Below are 25,610 nucleotides of genomic sequence, written 5' to 3' on the forward strand. Positions count from 1 at the left end.
ATTATTCACCTATCCTTTTTCTTAAATGTTCTAAATAATCATTGATATTTAATTGTTTATTATCCTCAATCTTTTGCTTATTTGGAGCAAAAATCTCTAATTCCTTAATATCATAACTGTTATTTCGTGGAAAATCGGATTTCATTTCTTCTATCAAGATATTATTTCTGAATTCTATCAAATCTTCAGGTTTAACCATAGGAATATTTATCAATCTATCTTTCACAACTGTTTCAAATTCAACTTGATAATCTTTTTGTTTATTCACTAAATTTTCATATTGTTTTTCAAATCCTTTTTTTACATTTAAATTTTTTTCATTAATCCATTTTTGATATAATTCTTTTTTTCTTTTTCTACTTCACGCAACTTATCACTGTATTCAAAAGATTCTGGGAAATATAGTCTATGAGGACTTAATTCTTCTGCTGTTTTCTTTCTTAACTCATTCATAACTTCTTTTTGAGCCTGTTCTTCTGTCATGTTAGTCTTGCTATTTTCAATTTTTTCTTTAATTTTTTTGTTTATATATTTATTTAAATCATTTTCATTTTTTATATTCTTAATACTCCTTTGAGTTACTACAGTTTTTTTTATTTCATCATCTGTGAATGTTAATATCTCACCGTTATGATTATTTGATTTATTTTTATTATTTTTATTGAAAAAACTAGGTAATAATAATGTTGTATCTCTTTCTATTGTTGCCAATGCAGAAATATTTTTAAATTTATCTTGAATAAATGTTCTTTGATGATTTTCTATTCCTCCCATATTTACGTGTTTTTTTTCAGAAATTGTTCCTTTCACACCTAAAAAATATCCATCTTCACTTGTAATTCCATCTGTAAAATTTGAAGCAGAACCTAAATTTTTATAATCAGCAATGCTACCTTGTTCATAAAAATTTTGTCAGCTCTTGGGCTTCCAGTATGATCCAAAGAAATATTAGAAAAATCCATATCTCCATTTTTGATTGACAAATTAACTCCACCTTCAAAATAAAGGTTACCTTGACTATACTGTCTAACATGATACTGTTGATTTGGATTATTTGTTCTAATTAAAGTATTGTATCCTTTTGCAATTCCTGTTGAAATATTCCCTTTCCCATTAAACAACTTACCAAATATACTTTCCACTCCATCCCAGACACGTCCCATTGTTGGATTATAAGTTAATGTTATTTCAAATTTTTCTCTATTTTTTATTGCATCCTGAGATCTATATTGATTGCATTAGCAGCTCCTCTTTCAAGTTCTTCGGCCATTCCATTTCCAAACAAGTCCTTTTGATTTTCACTAATAGGAAGATCATCTAATCTTTCAATTTTAGTCATAGACTCTACAGAGTTCCCTCTTCCTCTTATTGTAATTCCATCAACTTTATTTTCAGTAAAGGCTTTTAAAATAAATTCTCCAACTGCACCATATTGTCCAGATGTAGGAATTAGCCCATATTCTTCATTGTACAATTTAGTATCAATAAAATCCTCAACTTGTCTTATAGTCTTAAATGTTGCTGCTCTAAATGTATCTTCATTACTTTTTCCAGCAACAAATTGTGGAATAAATGAAATTTTATCAGTAAAATTACCAATAGTTGCTACATTTTCTGAAATTATCTGATTTCCTTTCCCCCATCCTTTTCTTTCATCGTTGTAATCTATTCCGATTCTTTTTACTTCTACATCTCTTGTCTTTTCATCAGATTTGGATATATCACGATTTACAGCAACTGTGCCCTGATTAGTAACTATTGTTCCATTTCCAATGGTTGCTCTGCTTACTTTTTCCACTTCGCTTCCTGCAAATCCTGCTCCACCATCATTTTCATAACGTTCTACAACATAGTTATTATCTTTGTTACCCTTTTGTTTATTTATTATGTCTCTTCTTGTGATATTTGCATTTGCATCCAGTGCCAAGAAATTGTCCTTGCTTACAATGTCATGTGTTTCAATTTCATTAGCTTTCACAATAAGATTTCCTTTATCAATTCCATTTTCCTCATTTGAAATTTTTGCTCCAGTTAATGTCAATTTATTTCCGACATCTACTCTTACACTATTTCTTCCAATTAATGAAGTCTGTTCATTTACCCAGTTCTTATCTCTTGTAGTGTAGTTTAAGCCTCCAACATAGGATTTATTTGCTCCTGTTACATTTCCGACACCTGTATTTATTCCTGTCTGTCTCATTTTTTCATAATCCTGTAAACTTTCAATTTCCAAATTATTTTTAACACCCACATTTAAATTATTTGCTGAAATATTTGCACCTTTTATTGTTCCGTTATCAATTTGAATATTCAAATTATTGGCTGCATCTATTTTTGCATTGTTATATGCATATCCCTCCATTTTCCCACGATTAATATTTCCTGAAATGGATAAATTTGGATCTAATATATTGTATTCTCCTGAAAGTTCATACGATGTATTTTTATTATTCATAGATGATTTAGAAGCCTTTATATCAAGATTTTTTGTTTGAATATTAATATCGTTATATGATTTTATATCAGCTCCTCTTATCCCAATTTTTTCAGTCCCTCTAATATTAATATTATTTCCTGCTGTAAGACTAGTTCTTTCAATCGTTCCTTCATTTCCTTCACTTGAAGTTCTGGCTATCGAAGCTTTAGCATAAAGTCCAGCCTTTCCACTTCCTTCTTTTGGTCCCGCAAACAAGTTATTAAGTCCATTTATTGCTTTTTCACTATCATGAAAAGCTCCTAAAAGATCATCTCCCTTAGCTAATTTTCTTATAGGCGAAATTAAGTCTTCCAAGTGTCCTAACCTTTCCAAACCTTTATAATAATCTTTAAAAGATTCAACAGTTTTAGATATGTAAAGTTATCCGTAGCAGTATCCAGATCTCTTATATTCAACACTTTCCCTCTGTTTTTAGGAAACATAAAAAATTCCTTATACTTGTCGAGTCCATTGCCAGAATTAATTCTGACATCTTCAATCTTCCCTGCGACAACTTTTAAGTTTAAAGTTCCTGTAGTCAAATCATTTTTATCTGAAACTGTCGCAATACTTGTAATATACCCTTTAGAAACTAATTTATTAGTAATTTCAACCAGAATATTTTGAATATCGCTGTTTCCCATTTCCAAATATTCATATTTTTTAAGTATGTTTTTCTTTTCTTTCTTAGAAAGTAGTTTGTCTTTATCTTCAATATCAATTTCATTTATCAAAAATTTTTTAGAATTTTTATCATCAAAGTTGCTATTTTTATCAATTTTTGGAACATCATTAAATCTAGTATTTTCAAATTCTTCTTGACTTTTTTGCTGCTCCATCCTGCTTCTTTCCTGCTCAAGCTGTCTTTGCTGAATATCTAAAATTTTAGTAGCATCATCAACAGGTGCTGAAAAATTAATAGTGGCTAGGAAAAAAATTAGTATTGTTATATATTTTTTATAATTTTAACCACCTTTTTATTAAAATTTCAAAAAAAATATTATTTAAAAGTATACTCCTCTATTGGTAAATTGTCAAGATTTTTTTCAAGACGACGGAATAAGGTAAATTGCAAGAGTATGACACTTTTTATAAAATGTTTTGAGAGCGTAAACTTCTTTGTGTAAATAAACTAGAGAATCCTTATATTACTGGACTTTCATATAACATTTACATAAACTACTGGACATTTTATAATAAAAAAATAAACTATTCTTAATTTTTATATTTAAGAGTAGTTTATTTTATTTTTTTAACTTTGATTTTCACTGATTTTTATTTCAATTCTTCTGTTTTTTGCTCTTCCATCTTCGCTGTCATTTGATGCAATAGGATTACTGTCCCCTTTTCCAACTGTTTCAACAATTCTTTCAGGCGCAAGTCCTAAAGCAATTAATCTTTCCTCAATACTTTCAGCTCTTCTAAGTGACAACTCTTTGTTATAACTTTTTGTCCCTTTTGAATCCGTATATCCAATAATTGAAATCTTTAAATTTTTATCTTCAATATATTTTTTTACTTTTTCTAATATTGAATTGTACTCATCTTTTATATTTGCACTATTGTAGTCAAAGTTTAGCTTATTTGTATCTAATACCAACAAATTTGCTTCATCTTTTTTTGCTTCAGTTACATACGATTCTTCTATATTTTCGGAATTTGTATTATCTACCTCGACAGCATCCGTTCTCATAGCATTATCTCTTAAATTTGAAGTTGTTATTTTTTTTGCAGTAGTTGGTGCCGAAACTAATAGCACAGATAACATCGCTGTTACTTTTGATTTTTTGTCCATTCTATCACCTTCTCTTCCCATTTATTTCAATTTTATTTTTATTAAATATTCACTGTTCTAATTATACTACATTTCTTTAAATTTTCATAGAATTTTTTTTGATTTTTTTTCAATTTCACATATTTAATAAGATAAATAATTTTTATTTTTTAGTATTTTCAAATATTTTAATAAATTTATTTTTCCAAAAACTCTTCAATAAATTTTAAAACTTCCTCGCTCTTAATTTCCATACTCTTACCAGTTGCTCTCTCTTTAATCTCTACAATTCCACTGGCTGCGCCTTTTCCAATCACTACTTTTAACGGAAAACCAATCAAGTCGGCATCTTTAAATTTAAAACCAGCTCTTTCGTTTCTATCGTCCAGTACAACTTCCACATTATTTTCTTTTAATTCATTGTAAATTTTTTCAGCAAATTTTACTTGCGTTTCATCTTTCATATTAGTAATAATCACATCTACAATATACGGTGCAATTGATTTTGGCCAGATAATTCCATATTCGTCATTTTTTTGCTCAATTACCGCTGACATCAGTCTCGAAACTCCGATTCCATAACATCCCATTAAAATAACTTGCTGCTTTCCATTTTCATCCAAAACTTTCGCATTTAATGCTTTTGAATACTTATCTCCCAATTTAAAAATGTGTCCAACTTCCATTCCACGAGCAATTTTTAGCACACCTTTTCCATCTGGCGAAATATCTCCCGCTCTAGCCGTCCTAATATCAGCAACCACATCATAATGCAAGTCTTCCAAATTAACATTAATAAAGTGATAATCCTTTTTATTTGCTCCTAACGCAAAATTTATCACATATTTTACTGTTTCATCAATAACAACTGTAAGTCCTTCTTTTCTCTCATAAGAGCCTGCAAATCCAGGGACCAATCCAAATTTTTCACATTCTTCTTCTGTCATCATTTCCAATTCCATCGAAGCATTCACTGCATTTTTCAATTTAATTTCATTTACATCCAAATCTCCACGAATAAGTGCCAACACATAATTTACCTTATGTTCCAACACTTCCTTCAACATAACCGCTTTAACAGTTTTTTCTTCTGGAATATTCAAAAATTCTGACAATTCCTTAATTGTCTTGGTATTAGGCGTTTCCACCAATTCTTTCGGTAATTTTTCTTCTGTACTTTCTTTCAATTCAATAATACTTGTAGCTTTTTCAACATTTGCAGCATAATCTGATGAATCACTATACAAAATATCATCTTCTCCATTTTCAGCAAGTACCATAAATTCATTTGAAGCATTCCCACCAATCGAACCAGAATCTGCATCAACCGCTCTAAATTTTAGTTCCATTCTTTCCAAAACTCTTGAATAAGCATTTTTCATATTCAAAAATTCCTCATCCAACGATTCTTTTGTTAAGTGGAAACTATAAGCATCTTTCATTAAAAATTCTCTACCTCTCATTAATCCAAATCGTGGACGCATTTCATCTCTAAATTTTGTTTGAATTTGATACAAATTTACAGGCAATTCCTTATACGAACCAATCATATTTCTCACAATATCAGTTACCACTTCCTCATGTGTAGGCCCCAACGCAAATTCTCTTTCATTTCTATCCTTCATTCTCATAAGTTCAGGACCATAAGCGAACCATCTTCCTGATTCTTCCCAAAGTGAAGCCGGTTGCAAAACTGGCATAAGTATTTCCTGCGCACCAGCTCTATCCATCTCTTCTCTAACAATTTTTTCAATTTTCTTCAAAACCTTATATCCCAATGGCAAATAACTGTAAACCCCTCTCGTCAGCTGTCTAATCATTGACGCTCTCAACATTAACTGATGACTCACTACTTCCGCTTCTTTTGGCGCTTCCTTATATGTTTTTAAAAATGCCTTTGATAATCTCATATTTTTTCCTTTCATTAATTTTTTAATATTTTTATTTATATACCTATTATACTAAAAAAGACTGCATATAGTCCAGTCTTTTTTGAATTTTACTATTTTAAATCATCGTACATCTTAGCCAGTTCAATTGTTCTATTTTTTATCAAATCTGCTATTGTGCCTGAATACAGTACGTTCGCTAAAGTTCCTCCTTCAGCTTCTTTCGCTGCTTCATTAGCTTTTACTTCTTTATTTTTTACCCAAGCTCTTTGAGTATTTTTCAATTTTTCTTTTTCACCATTAGGCAATCTTTCCATAAGTAGTTTATACACTTTATTTAACTCAACATCCCACGCTTTATAAAGTTCATCATTTGCATTTACCATCTCTGAAGTTACTCCTGAATCAAGTTTACTTTGTAATCTTTCTTCCACTTTTTTCATTTTTGCTTTTAGTTCTTTGGTATAATTTCCATTTGATGCCACATTAAAGCTGTTACTTTGATTCTTAGTTTCATTTCTACCTTTACTATAAGAACTTTCCTGACTTTGAGTTTCTTTTTCTTTTTCATTTTTAGATGCCTGAACTTCTGTAAAATTTCCCGAATCCACCTTTGAAATTCTTTCTGTCTTATTTTCTTTACTTCCCTTAGAGCAACTAAGAGCAAAAATTAATACAACTAGAGAAATTACTAGTTTTTTCATTTTAACCAACTCCTTTTTTTGTCTTAATATAGTATATCTTATTTTTTTCAAAAAATCAATTGTTTAAAAAAAAATTAAAATTAAAAATTTTTTAGTTGAGAAAACTAGTTTTTCGTGCTATACTTTAAAGAAAAGAATTTTTGGAGAGGAGAATTTATTTTGGAAAGTTATATATTTTTAATCTTAATTTTATTAGTTGGAACTGTAAAATTTAATAAATCTATCGTTTATGCAACCATTTTTGTTATTCTTTTAAAAATTTTATTCGATATTTCAAAATTTTATAATTTCAAATTTTTAGACATTGAAAAATTTATTACACAATTTAGGAAAAATGGTATTAACTGGGGAGTTTTAGTCATTACAGTTGCAATTTTAATTCCGATTGCCACTGGAGAAATTAGATTTTATCACTTATTTAACGCTTTCAAATCTCCAATTGGATGGATTACCATTTTTAGTGGAATTTTGGTATCGATTTTATCTGCAAAAGGGGTGTCATTACTCTCAAATCAGCCAGAAATTACAGTAACTTTGATTGCTGGAACTGTAATTGGAGTTGTCTTTTTGCGCGGAATTGCAGCTGGACCTGTCATTGCAAGCGGAATCACATTTTGTATATTAAAAATTGTATCATTATTTTTTAAATAAAAAAATAGAAAAAAGGAACTGCTCCTAATATAAAATTAGAAGTAATTCCTAAAAATTCTATTTTTTTAATTTTTATATTTCAAAACTTTACTTGAAACAATTTTCCCATCTTCGGTTACCTTTACTTGATAATATGCGTTTTCTCCATATAAAATCACTTTCCAGTCGCTAAAACCTTTTTTATAAATTCCTACATCTTGTGGTTTTATTTCTTCTCCAAATTTATTTTTTATTTCTAAAATACTATTTTCTACTACTGTATCTCTTGATACAACCGCTGAATCAGGAACCGTTCTCACTCCAACATAAGAACAGCTCACTATTAACCCAAAACACGCTATTATTATCTGTTTTTTCAAATTATTTTTTCTCATATCACTTTTCCTATTTTATCTGTTTATTACTTCAATATTTATTTCAAAATTTAATTTTGTCTTTTCTTCGTCCAAATACTTAAACTCAATTTTTTTTAGTACTGCATTCGGATTCTTATTTAAAATATCGTTAATATTTTGATTCATTTCTTCTATTTTCTCAAAATGATTTACTAATTCCTCATTTGTAAAACCTTTCATTTTCAAATAGTTGAACATATCAAACATAAGTTTTTACCTCTTTTTTATTTTTTACAAAACTTCAAATTTTTCATACACTTTTTTTAAAATTTCGTCAAAAGTCAATTTAGTTTTAAATCCTGCCGCTTTTATATGACCACCGCCGCCAAAATTTTGCGCCAATTCATTTACATTGTATTTTTCATTTGCACGAAAACTTCCTTTTATCGTACCATCTGATTCTTCTCTTGCAAAAAGTGAAATTTCCATACCTTCTATTTTTAAAAGCATTTCTGCTATTCCATCAGTGTCATCCTTCTCAATTCCCAACTCTTTCATTTTTTTGTGTGTCAAATAATAATACGCAAAATCGTAGTTATGATCAATTTTTTTGTTTTTATAAACTTCACCGAAAAAATCTATTTTTTTCTCGCTGACAGCAAAAATTATATTAGCAATTTTATGATTATCTGCTCCCGCTCTAATTAATTTGGAACAGACAAAAAATGTGTGTTCAGTAACATTATCGTGCCTGAAATTTCCCGTGTCATTAATTATCCCAAGATACAAATACGTCGAAATTCTTTCATCTAATTCAATATCAAATATTTCTAAAAACTGATACAGAAGCTCAGCTGTACTGCAAATATCTTCGATATAATTAAAATCTGCGTGTTCTGTATTACTTATGTGATGATCAATATTTATTGAAATTTTGCTTTGTTTTTTTATTTCCAAAGATTTTTGATAACGCTCTTCATTTGCGCAATCAAGACTTATAAATAAATCATTTTTTTTATTTTTCAAGTCATTTTTTTGAAAGAATTTTTCATAACTTAAAATAAGTTTTGTATCCTCAAAATGACGCATATATTTTGGTAATTCATCATCTACTACAATTTGAATATTTTTTTTTTCGTCAAATTTTTTTATTATAAAATAAAATGCTAAAAGTGAGCCTAATGCATCTCCATCTGGATTTATGTGAGCTGTCAACACAATATTTTTTGAATTTTTTATTTTTTTTATAATTTCTTTTGGCGTAATATTCCCTCTAAAAATTTTTTTCATCATTCACCTTCTTTTTTATTTTCCACCTCTTATCATATAACCACCACCATATCTGGATTTAACAGTATTTTGCATAGAATTTAATTTTGCTGGGTCATTTGTCATATTTGACATTACAACATATGCTTTTCTCCCGTTTACAACTGTCTTTTTATAATAAAAATTTCCTCCTAATTTTTTTACTATACTTTTGGCGGTTGCTTCTGTTTTTACAGATGCCACTTGAATGTATTTTTTAGGACCTTTTTCAGCTTCTTTCTTAGCTTTTTGCTGTGCTGCTAGAGCTTTTGCCTTTTGCGCTTTTTCTCTTTCAATCTTTGCGGCTTCTTCTTTTTCTTTTTGTTTTCGTTTTTCTAATTCTTGTTGTGCTTTTTTTTGCTGCTCCTTGATTTCCTGCTGCGCTTTTTTGATATCTTCATTTTTTTTCTCAGTTTGATTCTTCTCAGCTTGATTTTTCTCATTCTGATCTTTCTGAATATCTTTTAAATTTATATTTTTTGTTTTATTTTCATCTGTCTTTAATTCATTTATAACATTTTGATTGTTGTCTTCAATGTTTTTTTCTGGCAATGTTAAATTATTTTTGTAGTCTTTTGATTTGTAAAAATCTTTTGTTCTAAGTTTTACATCTTTCTTTATTTCATTAGTTGTAGCTTCTTTAGTTTTTTTAAAGTTGATAGTAACCACTACTAGACAAATAATAATTATTAAAATTACCACACTTCTCAAAATTTTATACGGATTTAATCGATAACTCATATTTTTCCCCTTTCCTTAAAATAGTAAAAAATATTTTAATATAATCCCATAATTAATAATTAATTGTGTAAATAAAATCTTCTTAAAATCAATAATTTTTTATAAAAATTTCATGTAATATTTTTTATATTATTTCTTTTAAAATCTCTTTTGAATTTTTTGCCGCCAATTTTACAAAACTGTTATATTCCATATCCGATTCATCAGTAAGGCTGTCCGAAATAGAGCGAATTATTAAAAATTTAACATTTAGACGGCTACAAACCTGTGCGACAGCGCCACTTTCCATATCTACACAAAGCGCCGAAAAATCCTTACCCAGTTTTATTTTCACGTCTTTCTTACTAATAAACTGATCTCCAGTCAAAATTCTTCCCAAAATAACTTTATGACTTATATTTTGAACTTTTTCCAAAAGATTTTTATCCGATTCAAAAGCCCACTGTTTCATCTGTGGAATCTGCCCTATTTTATAGCCAAACGCTGTAGCATCGACATCGTGATAAACAACATCAACTCCCGCAACAACATCTCCCACTTTTAAACTTTCATTTAATGAACCAGCAACACCAGAAAAAATAACAGTTTTAACATCAAAGTTTTCTATTAATAGCGTCGTCGTAATCGCAGCATTCACTTTTCCAATTCCTGACTGAACAAAAACGACTTCTTTCTCATTAAATTTTCCACGAAAGAAAGAAATTCCCTTTATCAGTTCCTCCTTTACATCTTTAATTTCTTTTTTTATTTCTGTTGCTTCTTCATCGACAGCTCCTATAATCCCAATCATTTTCAACTCCTTTTTTTATTTTATCTCTCCACATTAATTGAAGAATTTATAAGTAAATCTAGTGTCTGTTCATAGTTATAACCCAGAGATGCTGTACTCTTAGGTAGTAAACTTGCAGCTGTCATTCCAGGTAATGTATTTACTTCCATAAAATATGGCGTGTCTTCATTTACCACCATAAAGTCTATTCTTGAAAACCCTTCGCATTTTAGTCCATAATAGCTATCTTTTGCAAATCTATTTATTTCACTTTGAACTTTTTCGCTAAATTCATAGACGTATTCTTTTGCTCCACCTTTTGCATATTTAGATTCAAAGTCAAAGTAATCTCCTGCAAGCGCTTCTATTCTTATAGTTGGAAAAACTTTCCCATCAATTACCGGCACACTTATTTCAACTCCCGTCAAAACTTCTTCAATTAAAGCTTCCTTATCCATACTAAATACTAAATCAAGACCTTTGTCAAGTTCTTTTTGATTAGAAACAAAACTTACTCCAATACTTGAACCTCCGCTATTTGGTTTTACGACAACTTCATCTCCTAATTTTTCTTTTATTTCATCGAAATTCGCAGTTTCTCCACGACGCACGCTTATCCATTTTGCAATTCTAACTCCGTATCCTGCGACAATTCTTTTAGAAAATTCCTTGTCCATACAAACTGCACTTGACATCACGCCAGGTCCACTGTATGCCACTCCAAGACTTTGTAAAATAGCCTGTATCCTTCCATCTTCCCCGAAAACTCCATGAAGTGCAATATAAGCAAAATCAAGATTCAAATCTTTTACTTTTTCAAAAACTTCATTTTCCTTGTCAATTACAATATCAAACACTTCATATTTGTCCCTATTCAAATTTGCTACAATCTCACTTCCAGTTTTCAACGAGATTTCTCTTTCTGTTGAAACTCCACCTCTTATTACTCCTACTCTTATTTTACCCATTTTTACATCCTTTCTTTTTTTATTTGATATTCATATTTGAATTTTTTCAAACATAAATTTACAATTAATTTTTTTATCTTTGAAAAAAACTCTATTTTCAAATTTAAAAAATCACATTTTTTCAGTTATTTTAACTTAAAACTCTCCTTCAAAATCTTTTTTTTCAAATTGATGTTTTTCCCCACAAAAATGACATTCCACTTCAATTTTTCCCTGCTCTTTTAAGATTTCATCAATTTGCTCTTTTCCCAAAGTAATTAAACCCTTAAAAAATGTATCTCTTGAACAGTTACATTTATACTCAATTTCACTTTTTTCCAAAATTTCAAAATTCTCAACATATTTCTTTTTATGATTTCCATCAACATCTTCAGTTTCTTCAAACACCGAAATATCTTCATATAAAAGTTCAACTATTCTCTCAAGACTAAATCCTCCGTTTAATAACTCTGTGATACTTCTGATTTGCTTCAATTTATCTTCCAGTTTATCTATAAAAGTATCTTCTACACCAGGAAGAAGCTGGATTAAATAACCTCCTGCACGATTTACAGTTCCATCTTCGTTAAGTTTTACTCCAAGCGCAACAACGGATTTTATTTGCTCTGAATGTAAAAAATAACTTGCGACAATGTCCGCTATATCTTGATTTTTTAGCGCAACCATTCCTGAAAACGGCACTTTTAGTCCAATATCTTTTCTAACTTGCATTATTCCATCGCCAATAAGCTTTATTCTCCCTTTTTCATCTCTTACAAAATTTCCATCTTTGTCTACAAGTTTAGCATTTGAAGTATTTCCAACATATCCTTTTACATAGCCTTTCATATTCGCAGTTGCAACCATTTTTCCATAGGCACCATCGCCACTTATTTCCAACGAAATAAGCCCATCTGCCACTTTCAAATCCTTTCCCATCATAGCTGCGGCAGTAAGGAGTTTTCCAAAATTAACCGTTGCAATCGCATCCAGTCTGTGTATATTTTGTGCTTCTTTCACAACTTGTGTAGTATCACAGACAAAAAATCTGGCACATTTACTCGTCCCTCTTATCAATTCTGATTTTTTTACCATTTTTCCCACTTTCTATCTTTCTATTATTAGCTATATTTAAATTTTCACTTTATGTGTAAATTATACAATATTTTTTTACATTTTCAAAACTATTTTTACTAGAAAAATAAAATAAAATAAAAAAATCTCACTATCTAAAATTAGCGTAGTGAGAAAAAATTTTATTAAATAATATTTTTTAAAACTAAATAATTTATAAATCAATGTCTTCTTTTCTAAGAGTTGGAAATAAAATGACATCTCTTATTGAAGCAGAATTTGTCTGTAACATAACAAGTCTATCTATTCCAATTCCAAGTCCTCCTGCAGGTGGCATTCCATATTCCAGTGCTCTTATGTAGTCTAAATCCATTCCCTGAGCTTCGTCATCTCCTGCTTCTTTTAATTTAACCTGTTCTTCAAATCTTTCCTTTTGATCTTGAGGGTCGTTTAATTCTGAATACGCATTTGCAAACTCTCTTCCTGAAATAAATAGCTCAAATCTATCCACCCACTCAGTTTCACCTTTTTGATTTTTTGAAAGCGGTGAAATTTCTTTTGGATATTCTGTTACAAATGTTGGGTTAATCAACGTTTCTTCCACTTTTTCTTCAAAGAATAAATTCAAAATCCCAAATTTTGTATAAGTTTTATCTTTTTCTAAAGGAATTTCGAATTCTTTCGCTTTTTCTATGGCTTCTTCGTCGTCTGAAATACTGTCAAAATCAAATCCAGTTTTCTCTTTGACAATTTCTTTCATTGTAACCCTTCTCCAAGGTTTTGCCATATTAATTGTCTTATCTTCATATTCAATGTCATATTTTCCGTGAAGCTCTAAAGTTAGATTTGAAATTAAGTCTTCTGTCAAATCCATCATATCGTTAAAATCAGCGTAAGCTTGATAAAGTTCCATCATTGTAAACTCTGGATTATGTTTTACAGAAATTCCTTCATTTCTAAAACTTCTGTTTATTTCAAACACTTTTTCAAATCCACCGACTAATAATCTTTTTAAATAAAGTTCTGGTGCAATTCTTAAAAATAACTCCATATCAAGAGCATTGTGATGTGTTACAAATGGTCTTGCAGTCGCTCCCCCAGCAATTGGATGCATCATCGGAGTTTCAACTTCAGTAAAACCTTTTTTCTCCAAATAATTTCTGAAAAATCGTATCACTTGAAATCTTTTTTTCATAGTTTCCATAACTTCCCTGTTCATTACCAGATCAACATATCTTTGTCTGTAACGAGTTTCCACATTAGTCAGTCCGTGAAATTTTTCTGGAAGTGGTCTTACATTTTTTGATAGCACTTCAAAAGATTTTACTCTTAATGTCAATTCTCCTGTTTTAGTTCTAAAAAGTGTCCCTTCAATTCCAAGAAAATCTCCAAGTCCCAATTTTTTATAAATTTCGTATTGTTCTTCTCCCACTTCTTCTTTTTTCACATAATACTGAATTTGTCCAGTTGGATCTTGCAACTTTCCAAATCCATTTTTCCCCATTCTTCTAAATCCTACAATTCTTCCCGCTGTTTTAAATACTTTGTCGTATGTTTCATCGTATTTATTAATTTCGGCAATGTCGTTTTCTTTGTCGTAAGTTCTTCCATAAGGCTCAATTCCCATCTCTTTTAATTCTGCCACTTTTTTTAATTTTTCTTTTATTATACCATTGTCATTTGGCGTTTGATTTTTTTGATTACTCATCACTTTTCCTTTCTTTATTTTGATTTTTTTATTTTTCTTTTATTTTCTCATAAAATAAATATTTAATTTTATGTTGTTTATTACAATGTCATTATCCATTATATCATATTCTAACGTCATTTTGTCATTTTCTTTTTCAAAATTTTTTGTAAAAATTTTATATTTTGTATGAAATTGCTTTGTCATATAAATAAATGGTGTATGTTTACTGACTTTAAATACTTGCTTTGAATTGATTTCTCCACGGCGGTAAATCTCAACAAAATCATTGTAGTCAACGATTTTACACCTTCCATATTCATCGCTGTAATGATACTCTTTCTTTTCGTCCAAATCTATTACTTTCGTAAGTTCAAATACTTTCTCGTAATCTTGTAAAAATTTGTCCAAACTTTTTATTTTTATTTTCATAATTTTCCCTTTTTAAATTTTTTATTTTTCATCCAAAAATTCATCCAAAAATTCATCCAAATCTTCGTCAATTTCTTCGTCATCGTCTTCTTCCTCTAAAAATTCATTTTCGTCGTCATCGAGTACTCCAAAATCACTCTCATCAATTTTTTCTTCAAAATCATCGCCTTTGTCATATTCTCCGAAATCTTCATTCCAATACATATAATCCTTATCAGAACCATAATATTCGTTGTCCCAAATCTCTAAAATTCGCTCCTGCTCATCTTCATCCAAATCTTTTATTTCTTCTTCGATACTGTCATACAAAAAAACTCTTTTATCCCCATTTTCATCATCACATACTAAATATTCCTTGCCATCGGTATTGACATTAGCAATACAAGTAAAACTTTCCAATTCATCTTCTTCGTTGTATCTCTCAAATTCTTCACCAGCTGAATACATAATTTCCTCCACTATTTATGATATTTAATATTATTATTTATCGAAATCCATCTATATATTTGTTCAACTAATATAAGTCGCATCAATTGATGCGGAAATGTAAAATTAGAAAATGCTAACCTAAAATCGACAATCTCTCTAAGTTTGTCAGCAACTCCATTTGAGCCGCCGATTATAAAATTAATTTCACTGTTTGTAAGCAAAATTTTTTCTATCTTTTCTGCCATCTCCACAGATGTCATCATCTTTCCAGATAAATCCAGCAAAATGCTGTATGAATAATTTTTTTTAGTAATTGTACCTATTATTCTCTGTGTTTCAATATCTACGGCATTTTTTACCCCTTTGTTGTCATCTTCTTCAGTTAATTCGATTATATCCAATTTTACATATTTTGACAACCTTTTTAAAAATTCTTCTATCCCATCTTTTATATACTTTTCTTTAACTTTCCCCACACACACTACATTAATTCTTACCATATTTTCTCCTCATTGTCAATTATTTATTTTCTTCTCCCAAACATTTTATCCAAATCGTTCTTAGTAAGTTTTACAATAATTGGTCTGCCATGCGGACAAGTGTACTTTCCAACTTCATGGATTCTTCTCACCATATTTTGCATCTCATCAAAAGATAATTTTTGTCCTGCCTTTACAGCTCCTCTACAGGACATTGAAATAATAATCTTTTCCCTCAAATCCTTTATTTCAACTTCATTTTTCAAATCGCTCAACAATTTTTCAAAGACATTTTCTGCGCTGTCTCTAAAATCAAAAATCGGTACCGCCCGAATTAAAATCTCATTTTCATAAAATTCGTCAATTTCAAACCCAAAATTGTTAAAAATTTCAATATTTTCAAATATAATCTCTTTTTCAATTTGAGTAACTTCCATCTTTTTAGGAATCAAAAGCTGAATTGAGTCAATTTTTTTCCCATAAAACTTCTCCTTTAACTCCTCGTACAAAATTCTTTCGTGAATGATGTGCTGGTCGTAGATTTCAAGCTCATTGTCTTTTTTAACCAAAATATAAGTGTCAAAAATCTGTCCTAAAACATCATATTCCACTTGCAATCCAACTTTTTTTTCAAATGTTCCAACTTTATAATTAGAATTTCCCCCTTGATTTATTTCCAGAATTTCATCATTTTTATAAGGAACTTCACCTTTTACTTTTTCTGTTTTTTCACTTTCAAAATTTTTGCTACTAAAAATTTTATCTTCATCTTTTTTATAAAACTCAGTTAAATTAGAATTTTTATTTTGACCTTTATTAAAAATTCTTTCTGGTTCTAGTTTAGACATATTTTTAAACTTATTATTTTCTTTAGTTTCATTATTTTTTCTATCATCTTGAGAAAAATTTTTCAATTCTTTATTTTCTTCATTTCTTTTATCGTCTTTTTTTTCTTTATTTTTTTCTTCACTTTCAATTTTCCCATCAAAAGTCTCAAGACTTAAAAATTTATTCTCTTCAACTGTTGGCACTTCACTTGCAAACAAATCATTTTTTGTACTATTTTTTTCATTCAAATTTATATTTTTTTTAATCAAATCAATATTCGGTTGCCAATTTTCTCTGTCAGCGTAATAAAAAAAGTCATCAATCGCTGATTTTATTTCACTATAAACAATTTTATCATTGGAAAATTTAACTATTTTTTTGGACGGATGGACGTTGACATCAATTTCTTTTGGGTCGGTGTTATAAAAAATTATGGCAAAAGGATATTTCCCTTTCATAAGTTTTGTGTAATATCCATCTATTATCGCTCTTTCAATTGTAAGTGATTTTACATATCTGTTATTTACAAAAGTAAATAAAAAATCTTTTGTACTTCTCAAAATTTCCACATTTCCTAAATATCCGTACTCAAATTTTTTTAAATTTCTTAAAACCGACTTTCCAAACAATTCCAAAATCGTATTTTCCATCCCTTTTCCGCTTGTCCTGATAGAATTCTTCCCGTCCAAATCCAGTGAAAAAGCGACACTACTATTTGCCAGAGCCTCTCTTAGAACGATTTCCCTAATTTTAGAATATTCCGTGGAAGCCTTTCGTAAAAATTTTTTTCTCGCAGGGGTGTTGTAAAATAAATCTCGCACTTCCACTTCTGTCCCAACATTTTTTGAGACTTCTTCAAATTTTCTCACAACTCCACCGTAACTTGAAATTTTATATCCTACCAGACTTTCCTTTGTTCTCGTCAAAATCGTAAGTTTTGAAACAGCGGCAATTGAAGAAAGCGCTTCTCCACGAAAACCGTAAGTATTTAAATTAAACACATCTTCCTTTTTCTCAATTTTAGAAGTGGCGTGTCGCTCCACCGATAAAAGTGTGTCCTCTTTATCCATTCCGATACCGTTGTCGCTAATTTTGACATCTACCCCCGACTTAAAAACTTCAATTTTAATCATCGTAGCTTTTGCATCTAAAGAATTTTCAACCATCTCCTTAATCATCGAAGCTGGATTTTCCACAACTTCCCCTGCTGCAATAACGTTAGACACACTTTCGTCCAAAATTTTTATAATTCCCAAAAAAATTTCCCCTTTCTTTTTTTACTTTTTAATTTTTTTATTTGAAGAATAGCGGTTCTCCTTTTTTATTTTATAATACTACAATTCAACAGTTTTACTCACAATCACTTCATATTTTTTAGAAAATATCCTTGCCAATCTCTCCAAATCTTCTTCCAAGCAAAGCACCTTCACATTTGGTCCCGCATCCATCGTAAAATAACATTTTTCGCTATCCTTATCTCTTAAATTTTTTACAAATTCCATAGCTTTATAAGTTTGAGGTAAAAAATATGAAAATGGCGGATTTGCAGTTTCAGTTGTCTTATGCATTCTTAACGCATTTTCTTCCGCTAATTTTCCAACTTTTTCAAAATCATTATCTTGCAAATATTTTTTCATATTTTTAAAATCAATTTCCGACTGCTTTATCCACTCTTCAAAATATGTCGAGGTTTTTAAGCAACGTTCCATTCCATCCCGACTAGATACTTCCTTTTTACTTTTGCTCAAAACTAAGACAATCATCGCCAATTTTAAATCCGTATTTATCTTGTAAATTTTTCCACTGTCCTTGTCCCAAGCGGCAACAGGTCCAAAAAAACTTCTGGCAGAAGACCCTGAACCATACTTAGAAATTTGTGCCAATTGTTCCTGCGACAAATTTTTTTTGAATAACTTGTTACAGGCTTTGATTACCGCTGATAATCCGCTTGAACTTGATGAAAGGCCCGCAGCTGTTGGCATATTATTTGTCGTTTTAATTTTAACTTTTTTATTTTTTTCATTTTCTTGCGTTCTAAACAAATCCACTACTTTGCTAATTTTTTCTGTATGAATTTTATCTTGCAGCTCGCTGTTTAAAAAAAATAAATCTCTAATTCCAGAAAATTTTTCTCCATTTTTTTCGACTTCTTTTTTTATTTCCATGTCATCTATAAACCCAATTTCCGTTTCCGTATACAAATCTTTCAAAGTTAAAGAAATACTGCTTGTGGCAGGTATCATTTTTTTTGCGTCTTTTTTTCCCCAGTATTTTATAATCGCTATATTTGCGTACGACTTCACCTTTTCCATCTTAATTTTTCTCCATCTCAAATTTTTTTATTTTTCCAACATTTCTATTTTTAAATTTTTTCTATCCAAATATTTACCGCTCCACTCTCAATCAAAATTTTTTTTACATTTTTTACAATTTTTTGCGACTTACAAAGTGCGATAACACAGCCTCCTAGTCCTCCGCCAGAAATTTTTGCTCCACTTGCTCCATTTTCCAACGCTTTTTTTACAAATATTTCTGTTTTTTCAATCGTAACACCTATTTTTTTTAATTCGTCATTCGCATTTGTCATTATTTGTCCGATTTTTTTTACTTTTTCAGTTTCAAATTTATTTTTTATCAAACTTTCAAATCTTTCGGTTAATTCTCCCAGCTTTTTTAATGGCTCTTTTGCAATATCTCCCAATTTTCTCACCTTTTCCACAGCTTCTTTTGTGTTCCCATAAATTCCCGAATCCGCAATGACAAGATACGCTCCTAAATTTATTTCGATATAGGAAAAACCTTTGTTTTTTATAAATTTTATAGGCTTTTCGCTAAGGCAGGTCTTTGCGTCGAGTCCGCTTGGATTTTGATGTGCCGTAATTTCGGCAATGTTTGCCAGTTTTTCCAATAAATCATCTTTAATTTCTCTATCAAAGTAATTAAACACCGCCCGAATTGCTGCAATGCTCACTGCTGCTGACGAACCCATTCCCCTTTTTGGCGGAATTTTTGACTTTATATTGTATTTTATTTTTGCTTTTTCTTTTTTCAAATATTTTAGTGCCGTAAAAATTGCAACCGAAAGTGTGTCATTTTTATTACATAAAAAGTTTGTCCTACTTTCCAAAATCTTACATTCTATCTCAATTTTTTTTAACGGAATTGCTATTGCGGGATAGCCATAGACAACGGAATGCTCTCCTAATAATATAATTTTACTGTGTGCTTTTCCAATACCTTTTTTCATTCTCATCCCTTTTCAAAAAAATATTTTTTTATCCAAATTTACTTATTTTTATTATAATATATTTATTTTATTTTAGCAAATAAAAATAGGTCAATAACAATTACTATTAACCTATTTATAATCAAAATTTCCAAATTTAAATTATAATTTTTTTATTTTTAAAATTTATAATTTAGATTTTATATTTTTTAAAAGCATTTTTACAAAATTTGCTTTTGTATCCGATCCGCCCTCAAGATTCACATTTCCTTCGATTTCTTCTGGCGAATTATAAACATTGTAAGTCCAGTTGTTTTTAGCTGCAATATTTCTCAAATTTGAATTTTCTGTTCTTGCAATTTCTGTAACTATAATTTGTCCTGAAAATCTATTTTTTTCGAATAATTTTAGTGCTCCTAAAACTGCGCTTTCTTCATTTTTTTCGATTATAAATTCTATTTTTGAAGCATTTTTTAAATTTGAATAAATTTTTTGAGAAAGGTCACCGCCTTTTTTCCAGCCAAAAAGTTTATCAGCTAATTTCCCACGACTTACTGAAGTTATTAAGTATGCAGCGCTGTAATCATCATTTCTAACTACGATTACTCCTTTATCTATCGCTGAAAACGATAACACTCCAAAAATTACAAATAACATAAAAATTAATTTTTTCAATAATCTCACCTCACAAAATTTTTTATTTTTAATAATTTTACTGAAAAACTATACTAATATTTGTTTTCCCATCAATTTTTTCTCCAGCTTTTGGATACTGTTCCACGACTTTCCCACTTCCTGAAACTTTAAAATTTGGATACTTGCTCTGAGGATAAATTGAATAAAAATCTCTTAGGACAACTCCTGTCAAATCCGGCATAATATTTTTAGAAAATCCTTCTTTAATTCCACTTAAATCTTTTTTCTTTTCTTCAGTTACAACTTCCTTTACTGAAGGTTCTTTTGTTACTTCTCCATTTGGATTGATACGCTTATAAGCAATCAATTCTGTTAATACTTTTTTTACCGAAGGCAATGCGACTGAAGCCCCGTAATATTTTCCACCTTTGGGCTCATTTATCGTAATAAGTATCGCATATTTAGGATGATCTGTCGGAAAAAACGCAAAAAACGAACTGAAATAACGACCTTTTTGATAACCACCTTTACCAGATTTCTGTGCCGTTCCAGTTTTACCTCCAATACGGTATCCTTCTATTTTAGCTTCCATTCCTGTTCCGCGGCTGACAACTGCTTCCATATAACTTCTGTTCAATTTTGAAACTTCATCGCTAAAAACTTTTCTTAACACTGTAGGAAGATTTTTTTTGACGATGTTTCCACCATCATCTTCAATTCTATCAACTATATAAGGCTTCATAAGCTTTCCATTGTTTATTACTGTATTAAGCGCCATTATCATCTGAATCTGAGTCATAGCGATACCTTGTCCAAATGCTATATTTGCTTTTTTTACTTCTGTCAAATCTTTTAATTTTAAAAGCTCTTTTGTCATTTCAGCATAAGTATCAATTCCCGTTTTTGAACCGAGTCCTACACTTGCTAAATAGTTATAAAATGTATTTTTGTCCAATTTCTGAGAAATTTTTACCATTGCGACATTTCCTGAGTGAGCTATTGTGTCCGCCAAAGTTAAATTTCCTGTAGTTGTACTGTCATGATCACTTATAATTCTGTCTTTTACTTTAATCGAACCGCTTGATTCTATTCTGGTGTCAGCATTTATTTTTTTTGACTGCAATCCCATTGCCATCGTTACAGGTTTAAAAATTGATCCTGGTTCAAAAAAGTCTGTAATCGTTCTATTTTTTATTTTTGAGTGATCGCTAGATTTCGGATACGACGACATTGCGAGTATTTTACCGGTTTCCACTTCCATTAAAATTCCCATTGTAGAAGTCGCATCATATTCATAAAATGTTCTGTTAAGTTCTCTGTCCAGCATATCCTGAATTTTGTTATCAATGGTTAAAACTATGTTATTACCGTCTTTTGCTGGTTTGGATTCACCTTTATTTTTTATACTTGACATATTTAAAAATACTTTTGGTATTCTCAAAGACGCTTTAATAACTCCCATTTCTCCAGAAAGCTCTTTATCATAATATTTTTCAATTCCATAGATACCTTTATTTTCATTGTTCACAAATCCTACTGTTTCCTGAAAAGGCTCAATATTTTCATATTTTCTCGTGTATACTGTTTCAAACGTAATTCCTAAAAATGGATTTGTCTTTCTTTGAGATTTATCTTTCCCTTTGTTGTTTTCCTTAGTTTGTTTATCAGCAACTTCTATTTCCTGCTCAATAGCATGTCTTGCGTCTTCCTCTATTTTGTAATCCAATTTTAAATATTTTTTATTATAGTTTTTCTTAATTTCATAGGTATCTCTCGCTTTGTCAGTATCCAAAGGTTCTATATACCTTTTGAGCATCTCTAGCAACTTATCAATATTTTCATTTTTAATTACCGAAGGATCCAAAATTACTACATATTGCTCATTGTCGTACGCCAATAATTGTCCATCATCAGTTGAAATTTTCCCTCTTTTAGCTTTTATATAATTTTCTGAAGAATACTGTTTTTCACCTTCTGCTCTATATTTATCTCCGTTTAATATCTGTAAATTAAATAAATTACCAATTAGTACGAAAGTATAAATAAGAAGAGCAAAACAGAGCATTATTACTCTTACATACCACTTGTTCCACATACTTTCGGAATTACTTTTTTTATTTTTTCCATTTTTTCTATTTTCTAAATTTAATTTTGCTCTGTTTACAATATTATTTTTTTTATTCGAATCTTTCATTTCTCTCCTAAATTACCTCAAAAAGATTAACTTAATTTATCTAAAATCATTTTGTTTATCATTTGTGGATTAGCTTTTCCACGAGATAACTTCATAGCTTGTCCCATAAGATATTTTATTGCATTATCTTTTCCATTTTTGTAATCTTCAACAGACTGTGGATTTTCTGATAAAACTTGATCCACAATTTTTTCAATTTCGCTGTCATCTGTTATTTGAACCAATCCTTTTTCTTTTACAATAACTTCTGGATCTTTATCTTCTGTCAATAAAATTTCAAATACATCTTTTGCTATTTTTGAACTAATTGTTTTATTTTTGATTAATTTAATCAATTTTCCTAGATTTTTCGGAGTTACGTTAAATTCTGAAATTAAAATATTTCTCTCTTTCAAAACTCTCAAAATTTCTGTAAGTACCCAGTTTGCCGCAAGTCTAGGCTCTTTCGTATCGTTTACAACTTCCTCGTAATATTCAGCTAACTCTTGCTCTGAAGAAAGTGTCGCAGCTTCCATTTCATGCAATTTATATTCATTCACAAATCTTTTCGCCTTTTCATCAGCAAATTCAGGCATTTGTCCTTTTACTCTTTCAAGTCTTTCATCTGAAATAATCACTTTTGGCAAATCAGGCTCTGGGAAATATCTGTAATCCATAGCTTCTTCCTTACTTCTCATAGTTTTAGTAACCGCATTTTCTTCATCCCAAAGTCTTGTTTCCTGCACGACTCTTCCACCATTTTCAATCACTTCTATTTGTCTATTCGTTTCATATTCAATCGCTTTCATAACCGCTTTGAATGAGTTCAAATTCTTAGTTTCCGTTCTAGTCCCTAATTCTTTTTCACCTTTTTTTCTGACAGAAACATTTGCATCACATCTAAGCGATCCCAATTCCATACTTACATCACTAACTTTAGTATATTTCAATCTATCTTTCAATGTATTCAAGTACGCATAAGCCTCTTCAGCGTTTTTAATTTCTGGCTTAGAAATAATCTCGATTAACGGCACAGATGCTCTGTTGTAATTTAACAGTGTTTCAGAAGTCGTATGAATACTTTTCGCCGTATCTTCTTCTATTTGAATCCGTTCAATTCCAACACTTGCCTCTTTTCCACTATTTGTCGTAATTTTCAAGACTCCATTTTCAGCATAAGGTTTAAAAAACTGTGTAATTTGGTAATTTTTTGGTGAATCTGGATAAAAATAATTCTTTCTGTCAAACTGACTTTCCCTATTTATCTCACATCCCAATGCAAGTGCCGCTTTTATTGCATAATCAAGCACTTTTTCATTAAGTTTTGGCAGTGCTCCCGGCTGACCTGTACAAACTGGACACACCGATGTATTTGGATGTTTGTTATCATAATCGGCATCGCACGAACACCATACTTTTGTTTTTGTTTTTAATTGACAGTGAACTTCAAGTCCGATGACTGTTTCATATTCTATACTCATTTTTTAAATTTTTCCTTTCTTAAAATTACTTTCTTCTATCTAAAACTACTAAACTAAGTCAAATTTACAACTCAGGATATTCAATTTTCCCACGAACACCTTCAAATTTATGAGAAATATTAAACAATAAATCTTCACTAAAATAATTTCCGATTAACTGAATTCCAACAGGAAGTCCATCTACAAATCCAGCAGGTACTGAAATTGCAGGAAGACCCGCCATATTTATTGATACGGTAAAAATATCTCCCAAATACATCTGGACTGGATCAGTAATTTTTTCACCTTTTTTAAATGCTATAGTTGGAGAAACTGGTGTTAATAAAACATCAACTTCCTTCAACGCTTTTGAAAAATCATCCCTTATAAGTCTTCTCACTTGAGAAGCCTTTTTGTAATAAGCATCATAAAATCCAGAACTCAATACATAATTTCCAATCATTATTCTACGCTTAACTTCATCTCCAAAACCTTCTGTTCGTGATTTTACATACATTTCCTCAATATTTTCATCACTTTGTCGCACTCCATATCTCACTCCATCGTATCTTGACAAATTTGAAGCCGCCTCAGCCGATGAAATAATGTAATAAGTCGAAATCGCATATTTTGAATATGGAAGTGATACTTCTTTAATTTTGGCTCCCAATTCCTTCAATTTTTCCACCGAATCCATTATTACTTTTTTAATATTTTCATCTAATCCTTCTGCAAAATATTCTTTCGGAATTCCAATTTTCAAGCCTTTCAAGTCATTATTCAAAGTTTCCAAATAGTTAGGAACTTCCACATTTACACTTGTCGCATCTTTTTCATCATATCCTGCAATTATTTGCAAAAGTCTAGCCAAATCTTCAGTTGATTTTGCCAAAGCTCCAATTTGATCAAGCGAAGATCCAAACGCCATAAGTCCATATCGTGAAACCCTTCCATAAGTCGGCTTAATCCCAACAGTTCCAGTCAAACAAGCAGGTTGTCTAATACTTCCACCTGTATCCGAACCAAGTGCAATCGGTGCTTGTCCCGCTGCAACCATCGCTGCCGATCCTCCACTACTTCCACCAGGCACTCTTGTTAAATCCCAAGGATTAGAAACCGATTTTATCGATGAATTCTCATTTGAAGACCCCATCGCAAACTCATCCATATTAGCTTTCCCAATTATCGGTGTTCCGGCTTTTTTCAATTTTTCCACAACTGTCGCATCATAAACTCCCACATAATTTCTAAGAATTTTCGATGCAGCCGTAGTCAAATCTCCTTTTGATACAATATTATCCTTCAAAGCCACAGGCACTCCAAACAACAACTCATTATCATAATTTTTTCTACCTTTTTCATTATTTTCAGAATCATATTTTTTTGCCTCATCTAAAACCTTTTCATGAAACACATTAGAAAATGCTCCTATTTTTTCTTCAGTTTTCTCAATTCTATCCAAAAAAGATTTTGTCACTTCTTCAGAAGTAATTTTTTTATTTTTTATCATTTCAGCCAGTTCTGTCGCTGTTTTTTTGTATAAATTCATTTTTATTTTTTACCTTTCTACAATAAATACTTTTATATAATTA

27 protein-coding genes are annotated in these 25,610 nt (G+C 30.2%); 1 reads left to right on the forward strand and 26 read right to left on the reverse strand.

Features of this window, described 5'->3' with window-relative positions; genetic code table 11:
* Position 1: 1 nt before the first annotated feature.
* From AXF11_RS04550 to AXF11_RS10835, 8 genes are all read right to left on the reverse strand, one after another.
* Positions 2-268 carry a hypothetical protein gene (locus tag AXF11_RS04550; protein ID WP_068155349.1) on the reverse strand — a complete coding sequence of 89 codons (267 nt, stop codon included), beginning with the start codon at positions 266-268 and terminating at the stop codon, positions 2-4.
* A 38-nt stretch (positions 269-306) separates the two neighbouring features.
* Complete coding sequence (locus AXF11_RS04555; protein WP_068155351.1) at positions 307-810, reverse strand: hypothetical protein; 504 nt, start codon at positions 808-810, stop codon at positions 307-309.
* A 56-nt stretch (positions 811-866) separates the two neighbouring features.
* Positions 867-1,142: a hypothetical protein gene (locus AXF11_RS04560; protein ID WP_156440383.1), complete on the reverse strand. Its 276-nt coding sequence runs from the start codon at positions 1,140-1,142 to the stop codon at positions 867-869.
* A 65-nt stretch (positions 1,143-1,207) separates the two neighbouring features.
* Positions 1,208-2,791 (reverse strand): hemagglutinin repeat-containing protein, encoded by a 1,584-nt coding sequence (locus tag AXF11_RS04565; RefSeq protein WP_068155355.1) that lies wholly within the window; start codon positions 2,789-2,791, stop codon positions 1,208-1,210.
* Positions 2,792-2,796: 5 nt separating this feature from the next.
* Complete coding sequence (locus AXF11_RS04570) at positions 2,797-3,315, reverse strand: POTRA domain-containing protein (protein ID WP_068155357.1); 519 nt, start codon at positions 3,313-3,315, stop codon at positions 2,797-2,799.
* Between the two features lie 413 nt (positions 3,316-3,728).
* Positions 3,729-4,271, reverse strand: coding sequence for an OmpA family protein (locus tag AXF11_RS04575; RefSeq protein WP_068155359.1), 543 nt, complete (start codon positions 4,269-4,271; stop codon positions 3,729-3,731).
* A gap of 176 nt (positions 4,272-4,447) precedes the next feature.
* A complete protein-coding gene (locus AXF11_RS04580) occupies positions 4,448-6,160 on the reverse strand; it encodes a proline--tRNA ligase (RefSeq protein ID WP_068155360.1) in 1,713 nt (570 codons plus the stop codon).
* A 92-nt stretch (positions 6,161-6,252) separates the two neighbouring features.
* On the reverse strand, positions 6,253-6,843 hold the full coding sequence (locus tag AXF11_RS10835; protein ID WP_231724769.1) for a lysozyme inhibitor LprI family protein: 591 nt from the start codon (positions 6,841-6,843) through the stop codon (positions 6,253-6,255).
* 159 nt (positions 6,844-7,002) lie between these two features.
* Here AXF11_RS10835 and AXF11_RS04590 point away from each other — a divergent pair, with 159 nt between their 5' ends.
* On the forward strand, positions 7,003-7,494 hold the full coding sequence (locus AXF11_RS04590; protein WP_068155363.1) for a DUF441 domain-containing protein: 492 nt from the start codon (positions 7,003-7,005) through the stop codon (positions 7,492-7,494).
* A gap of 65 nt (positions 7,495-7,559) precedes the next feature.
* On the opposite strand, the gene AXF11_RS04595 is transcribed toward AXF11_RS04590, so the two are convergent.
* The 18 genes from AXF11_RS04595 to gatA all read right to left on the reverse strand — a co-directional run bounded on the left by AXF11_RS04595 (position 7,560) and on the right by gatA (position 25,567).
* Entirely contained in the window at positions 7,560-7,868 is a 309-nt protein-coding gene (locus AXF11_RS04595) for a hypothetical protein (protein WP_068155366.1), read from the reverse strand.
* 15 nt (positions 7,869-7,883) lie between these two features.
* Entirely contained in the window at positions 7,884-8,096 is a 213-nt protein-coding gene (locus AXF11_RS04600) for a hypothetical protein (RefSeq protein WP_068155367.1), read from the reverse strand.
* Between the two features lie 24 nt (positions 8,097-8,120).
* Positions 8,121-9,119, reverse strand: a complete 999-nt coding sequence (locus tag AXF11_RS04605) for a DHH family phosphoesterase (protein ID WP_068155369.1) — start codon at positions 9,117-9,119, stop codon at positions 8,121-8,123.
* Between the two features lie 15 nt (positions 9,120-9,134).
* Positions 9,135-9,878 (reverse strand): SPOR domain-containing protein, encoded by a 744-nt coding sequence (locus AXF11_RS04610; RefSeq protein WP_068155371.1) that lies wholly within the window; start codon positions 9,876-9,878, stop codon positions 9,135-9,137.
* 124 nt (positions 9,879-10,002) lie between these two features.
* Positions 10,003-10,668, reverse strand: coding sequence for a 5'-methylthioadenosine/adenosylhomocysteine nucleosidase (locus tag AXF11_RS04615; RefSeq protein WP_068155373.1), 666 nt, complete (start codon positions 10,666-10,668; stop codon positions 10,003-10,005).
* Between the two features lie 20 nt (positions 10,669-10,688).
* Positions 10,689-11,615, reverse strand: coding sequence for a D-alanine--D-alanine ligase (locus AXF11_RS04620; RefSeq protein WP_068155374.1), 927 nt, complete (start codon positions 11,613-11,615; stop codon positions 10,689-10,691).
* 135 nt (positions 11,616-11,750) lie between these two features.
* Positions 11,751-12,689, reverse strand: coding sequence for an Hsp33 family molecular chaperone HslO (locus tag AXF11_RS04625; RefSeq protein ID WP_068158243.1), 939 nt, complete (start codon positions 12,687-12,689; stop codon positions 11,751-11,753).
* 193 nt (positions 12,690-12,882) lie between these two features.
* Positions 12,883-14,376, reverse strand: coding sequence for a lysine--tRNA ligase (gene lysS / locus AXF11_RS04630; RefSeq protein WP_068155377.1), 1,494 nt, complete (start codon positions 14,374-14,376; stop codon positions 12,883-12,885).
* 39 nt (positions 14,377-14,415) lie between these two features.
* A complete protein-coding gene (locus AXF11_RS04635) occupies positions 14,416-14,787 on the reverse strand; it encodes a DUF1934 family protein (RefSeq protein ID WP_068155379.1) in 372 nt (123 codons plus the stop codon).
* 21 nt (positions 14,788-14,808) lie between these two features.
* The gene (locus AXF11_RS04640; RefSeq protein ID WP_068155381.1) at positions 14,809-15,234 is read right to left on the reverse strand and encodes a hypothetical protein; all 426 of its coding nucleotides are present in this window, start codon (positions 15,232-15,234) and stop codon (positions 14,809-14,811) included.
* An 11-nt stretch (positions 15,235-15,245) separates the two neighbouring features.
* Complete coding sequence (locus tag AXF11_RS04645; protein WP_068155383.1) at positions 15,246-15,716, reverse strand: 23S rRNA (pseudouridine(1915)-N(3))-methyltransferase RlmH; 471 nt, start codon at positions 15,714-15,716, stop codon at positions 15,246-15,248.
* A 23-nt stretch (positions 15,717-15,739) separates the two neighbouring features.
* Positions 15,740-17,779, reverse strand: a complete 2,040-nt coding sequence (gene mutL / locus AXF11_RS04650; RefSeq protein ID WP_068155385.1) for a DNA mismatch repair endonuclease MutL — start codon at positions 17,777-17,779, stop codon at positions 15,740-15,742.
* Positions 17,780-17,857: 78 nt separating this feature from the next.
* A complete protein-coding gene (gene mvaD, locus AXF11_RS04655; protein ID WP_068155387.1) occupies positions 17,858-18,835 on the reverse strand; it encodes a diphosphomevalonate decarboxylase in 978 nt (325 codons plus the stop codon).
* A 50-nt stretch (positions 18,836-18,885) separates the two neighbouring features.
* Complete coding sequence (gene mvk, locus AXF11_RS04660; protein ID WP_197416850.1) at positions 18,886-19,770, reverse strand: mevalonate kinase; 885 nt, start codon at positions 19,768-19,770, stop codon at positions 18,886-18,888.
* A gap of 165 nt (positions 19,771-19,935) precedes the next feature.
* Entirely contained in the window at positions 19,936-20,433 is a 498-nt protein-coding gene (locus AXF11_RS04665) for a hypothetical protein (protein ID WP_231724770.1), read from the reverse strand.
* A 28-nt stretch (positions 20,434-20,461) separates the two neighbouring features.
* Positions 20,462-22,579 carry a penicillin-binding transpeptidase domain-containing protein gene (locus AXF11_RS04670; protein WP_068155394.1) on the reverse strand — a complete coding sequence of 706 codons (2,118 nt, stop codon included), beginning with the start codon at positions 22,577-22,579 and terminating at the stop codon, positions 20,462-20,464.
* A 26-nt stretch (positions 22,580-22,605) separates the two neighbouring features.
* Complete coding sequence (gene gatB / locus AXF11_RS04675; protein ID WP_068155395.1) at positions 22,606-24,039, reverse strand: Asp-tRNA(Asn)/Glu-tRNA(Gln) amidotransferase subunit GatB; 1,434 nt, start codon at positions 24,037-24,039, stop codon at positions 22,606-22,608.
* 64 nt (positions 24,040-24,103) lie between these two features.
* Positions 24,104-25,567, reverse strand: a complete 1,464-nt coding sequence (gatA, locus tag AXF11_RS04680; protein ID WP_068155397.1) for an Asp-tRNA(Asn)/Glu-tRNA(Gln) amidotransferase subunit GatA — start codon at positions 25,565-25,567, stop codon at positions 24,104-24,106.
* Positions 25,568-25,610 lie beyond the last annotated feature (43 nt).

Origin of the sequence: Leptotrichia sp. oral taxon 847 (genome assembly GCF_001553645.1) — a bacterium.
Lineage (GTDB): Bacteria > Fusobacteriota > Fusobacteriia > Fusobacteriales > Leptotrichiaceae > Leptotrichia.

Excerpts from the sequence above, each read along its gene's own strand:
- AXF11_RS04645 (WP_068155383.1), bottom strand. The coding sequence starts at position 15,716 with ATGGTAAGAATTAATGTAGTGTGTGTGGGGAAAGTTAAAGAAAAGTAT.
- lysS (WP_068155377.1), bottom strand. The coding sequence starts at position 14,376 with ATGAGTAATCAAAAAAATCAAACGCCAAATGACAATGGTATAATAAAA.
- AXF11_RS04640 (WP_068155381.1), bottom strand. The coding sequence starts at position 15,234 with ATGTATTCAGCTGGTGAAGAATTTGAGAGATACAACGAAGAAGATGAA.
- AXF11_RS10835 (WP_231724769.1), bottom strand. The coding sequence starts at position 6,843 with ATGAAAAAACTAGTAATTTCTCTAGTTGTATTAATTTTTGCTCTTAGT.
- AXF11_RS04580 (WP_068155360.1), bottom strand. The coding sequence starts at position 6,160 with ATGAGATTATCAAAGGCATTTTTAAAAACATATAAGGAAGCGCCAAAA.
- AXF11_RS04635 (WP_068155379.1), bottom strand. The coding sequence starts at position 14,787 with ATGAAAATAAAAATAAAAAGTTTGGACAAATTTTTACAAGATTACGAG.
- gatB (WP_068155395.1), bottom strand. The coding sequence starts at position 24,039 with ATGAGTATAGAATATGAAACAGTCATCGGACTTGAAGTTCACTGTCAA.
- gatA (WP_068155397.1), bottom strand. The coding sequence starts at position 25,567 with ATGAATTTATACAAAAAAACAGCGACAGAACTGGCTGAAATGATAAAA.
- AXF11_RS04625 (WP_068158243.1), bottom strand. The coding sequence starts at position 12,689 with ATGGTAAAAAAATCAGAATTGATAAGAGGGACGAGTAAATGTGCCAGA.
- AXF11_RS04615 (WP_068155373.1), bottom strand. The coding sequence starts at position 10,668 with ATGATTGGGATTATAGGAGCTGTCGATGAAGAAGCAACAGAAATAAAA.
- mvaD (WP_068155387.1), bottom strand. The coding sequence starts at position 18,835 with ATGGAAAAGGTGAAGTCGTACGCAAATATAGCGATTATAAAATACTGG.
- AXF11_RS04600 (WP_068155367.1), bottom strand. The coding sequence starts at position 8,096 with ATGTTTGATATGTTCAACTATTTGAAAATGAAAGGTTTTACAAATGAG.
- AXF11_RS04595 (WP_068155366.1), bottom strand. The coding sequence starts at position 7,868 with ATGAGAAAAAATAATTTGAAAAAACAGATAATAATAGCGTGTTTTGGG.
- AXF11_RS04570 (WP_068155357.1), bottom strand. The coding sequence starts at position 3,315 with ATGGAGCAGCAAAAAAGTCAAGAAGAATTTGAAAATACTAGATTTAAT.
- AXF11_RS04610 (WP_068155371.1), bottom strand. The coding sequence starts at position 9,878 with ATGAGTTATCGATTAAATCCGTATAAAATTTTGAGAAGTGTGGTAATT.
- mvk (WP_197416850.1), bottom strand. The coding sequence starts at position 19,770 with ATGAAAAAAGGTATTGGAAAAGCACACAGTAAAATTATATTATTAGGA.
- AXF11_RS04620 (WP_068155374.1), bottom strand. The coding sequence starts at position 11,615 with ATGGGTAAAATAAGAGTAGGAGTAATAAGAGGTGGAGTTTCAACAGAA.
- AXF11_RS04575 (WP_068155359.1), bottom strand. The coding sequence starts at position 4,271 with ATGGACAAAAAATCAAAAGTAACAGCGATGTTATCTGTGCTATTAGTT.
- AXF11_RS04605 (WP_068155369.1), bottom strand. The coding sequence starts at position 9,119 with ATGAAAAAAATTTTTAGAGGGAATATTACGCCAAAAGAAATTATAAAA.
- AXF11_RS04670 (WP_068155394.1), bottom strand. The coding sequence starts at position 22,579 with ATGAAAGATTCGAATAAAAAAAATAATATTGTAAACAGAGCAAAATTA.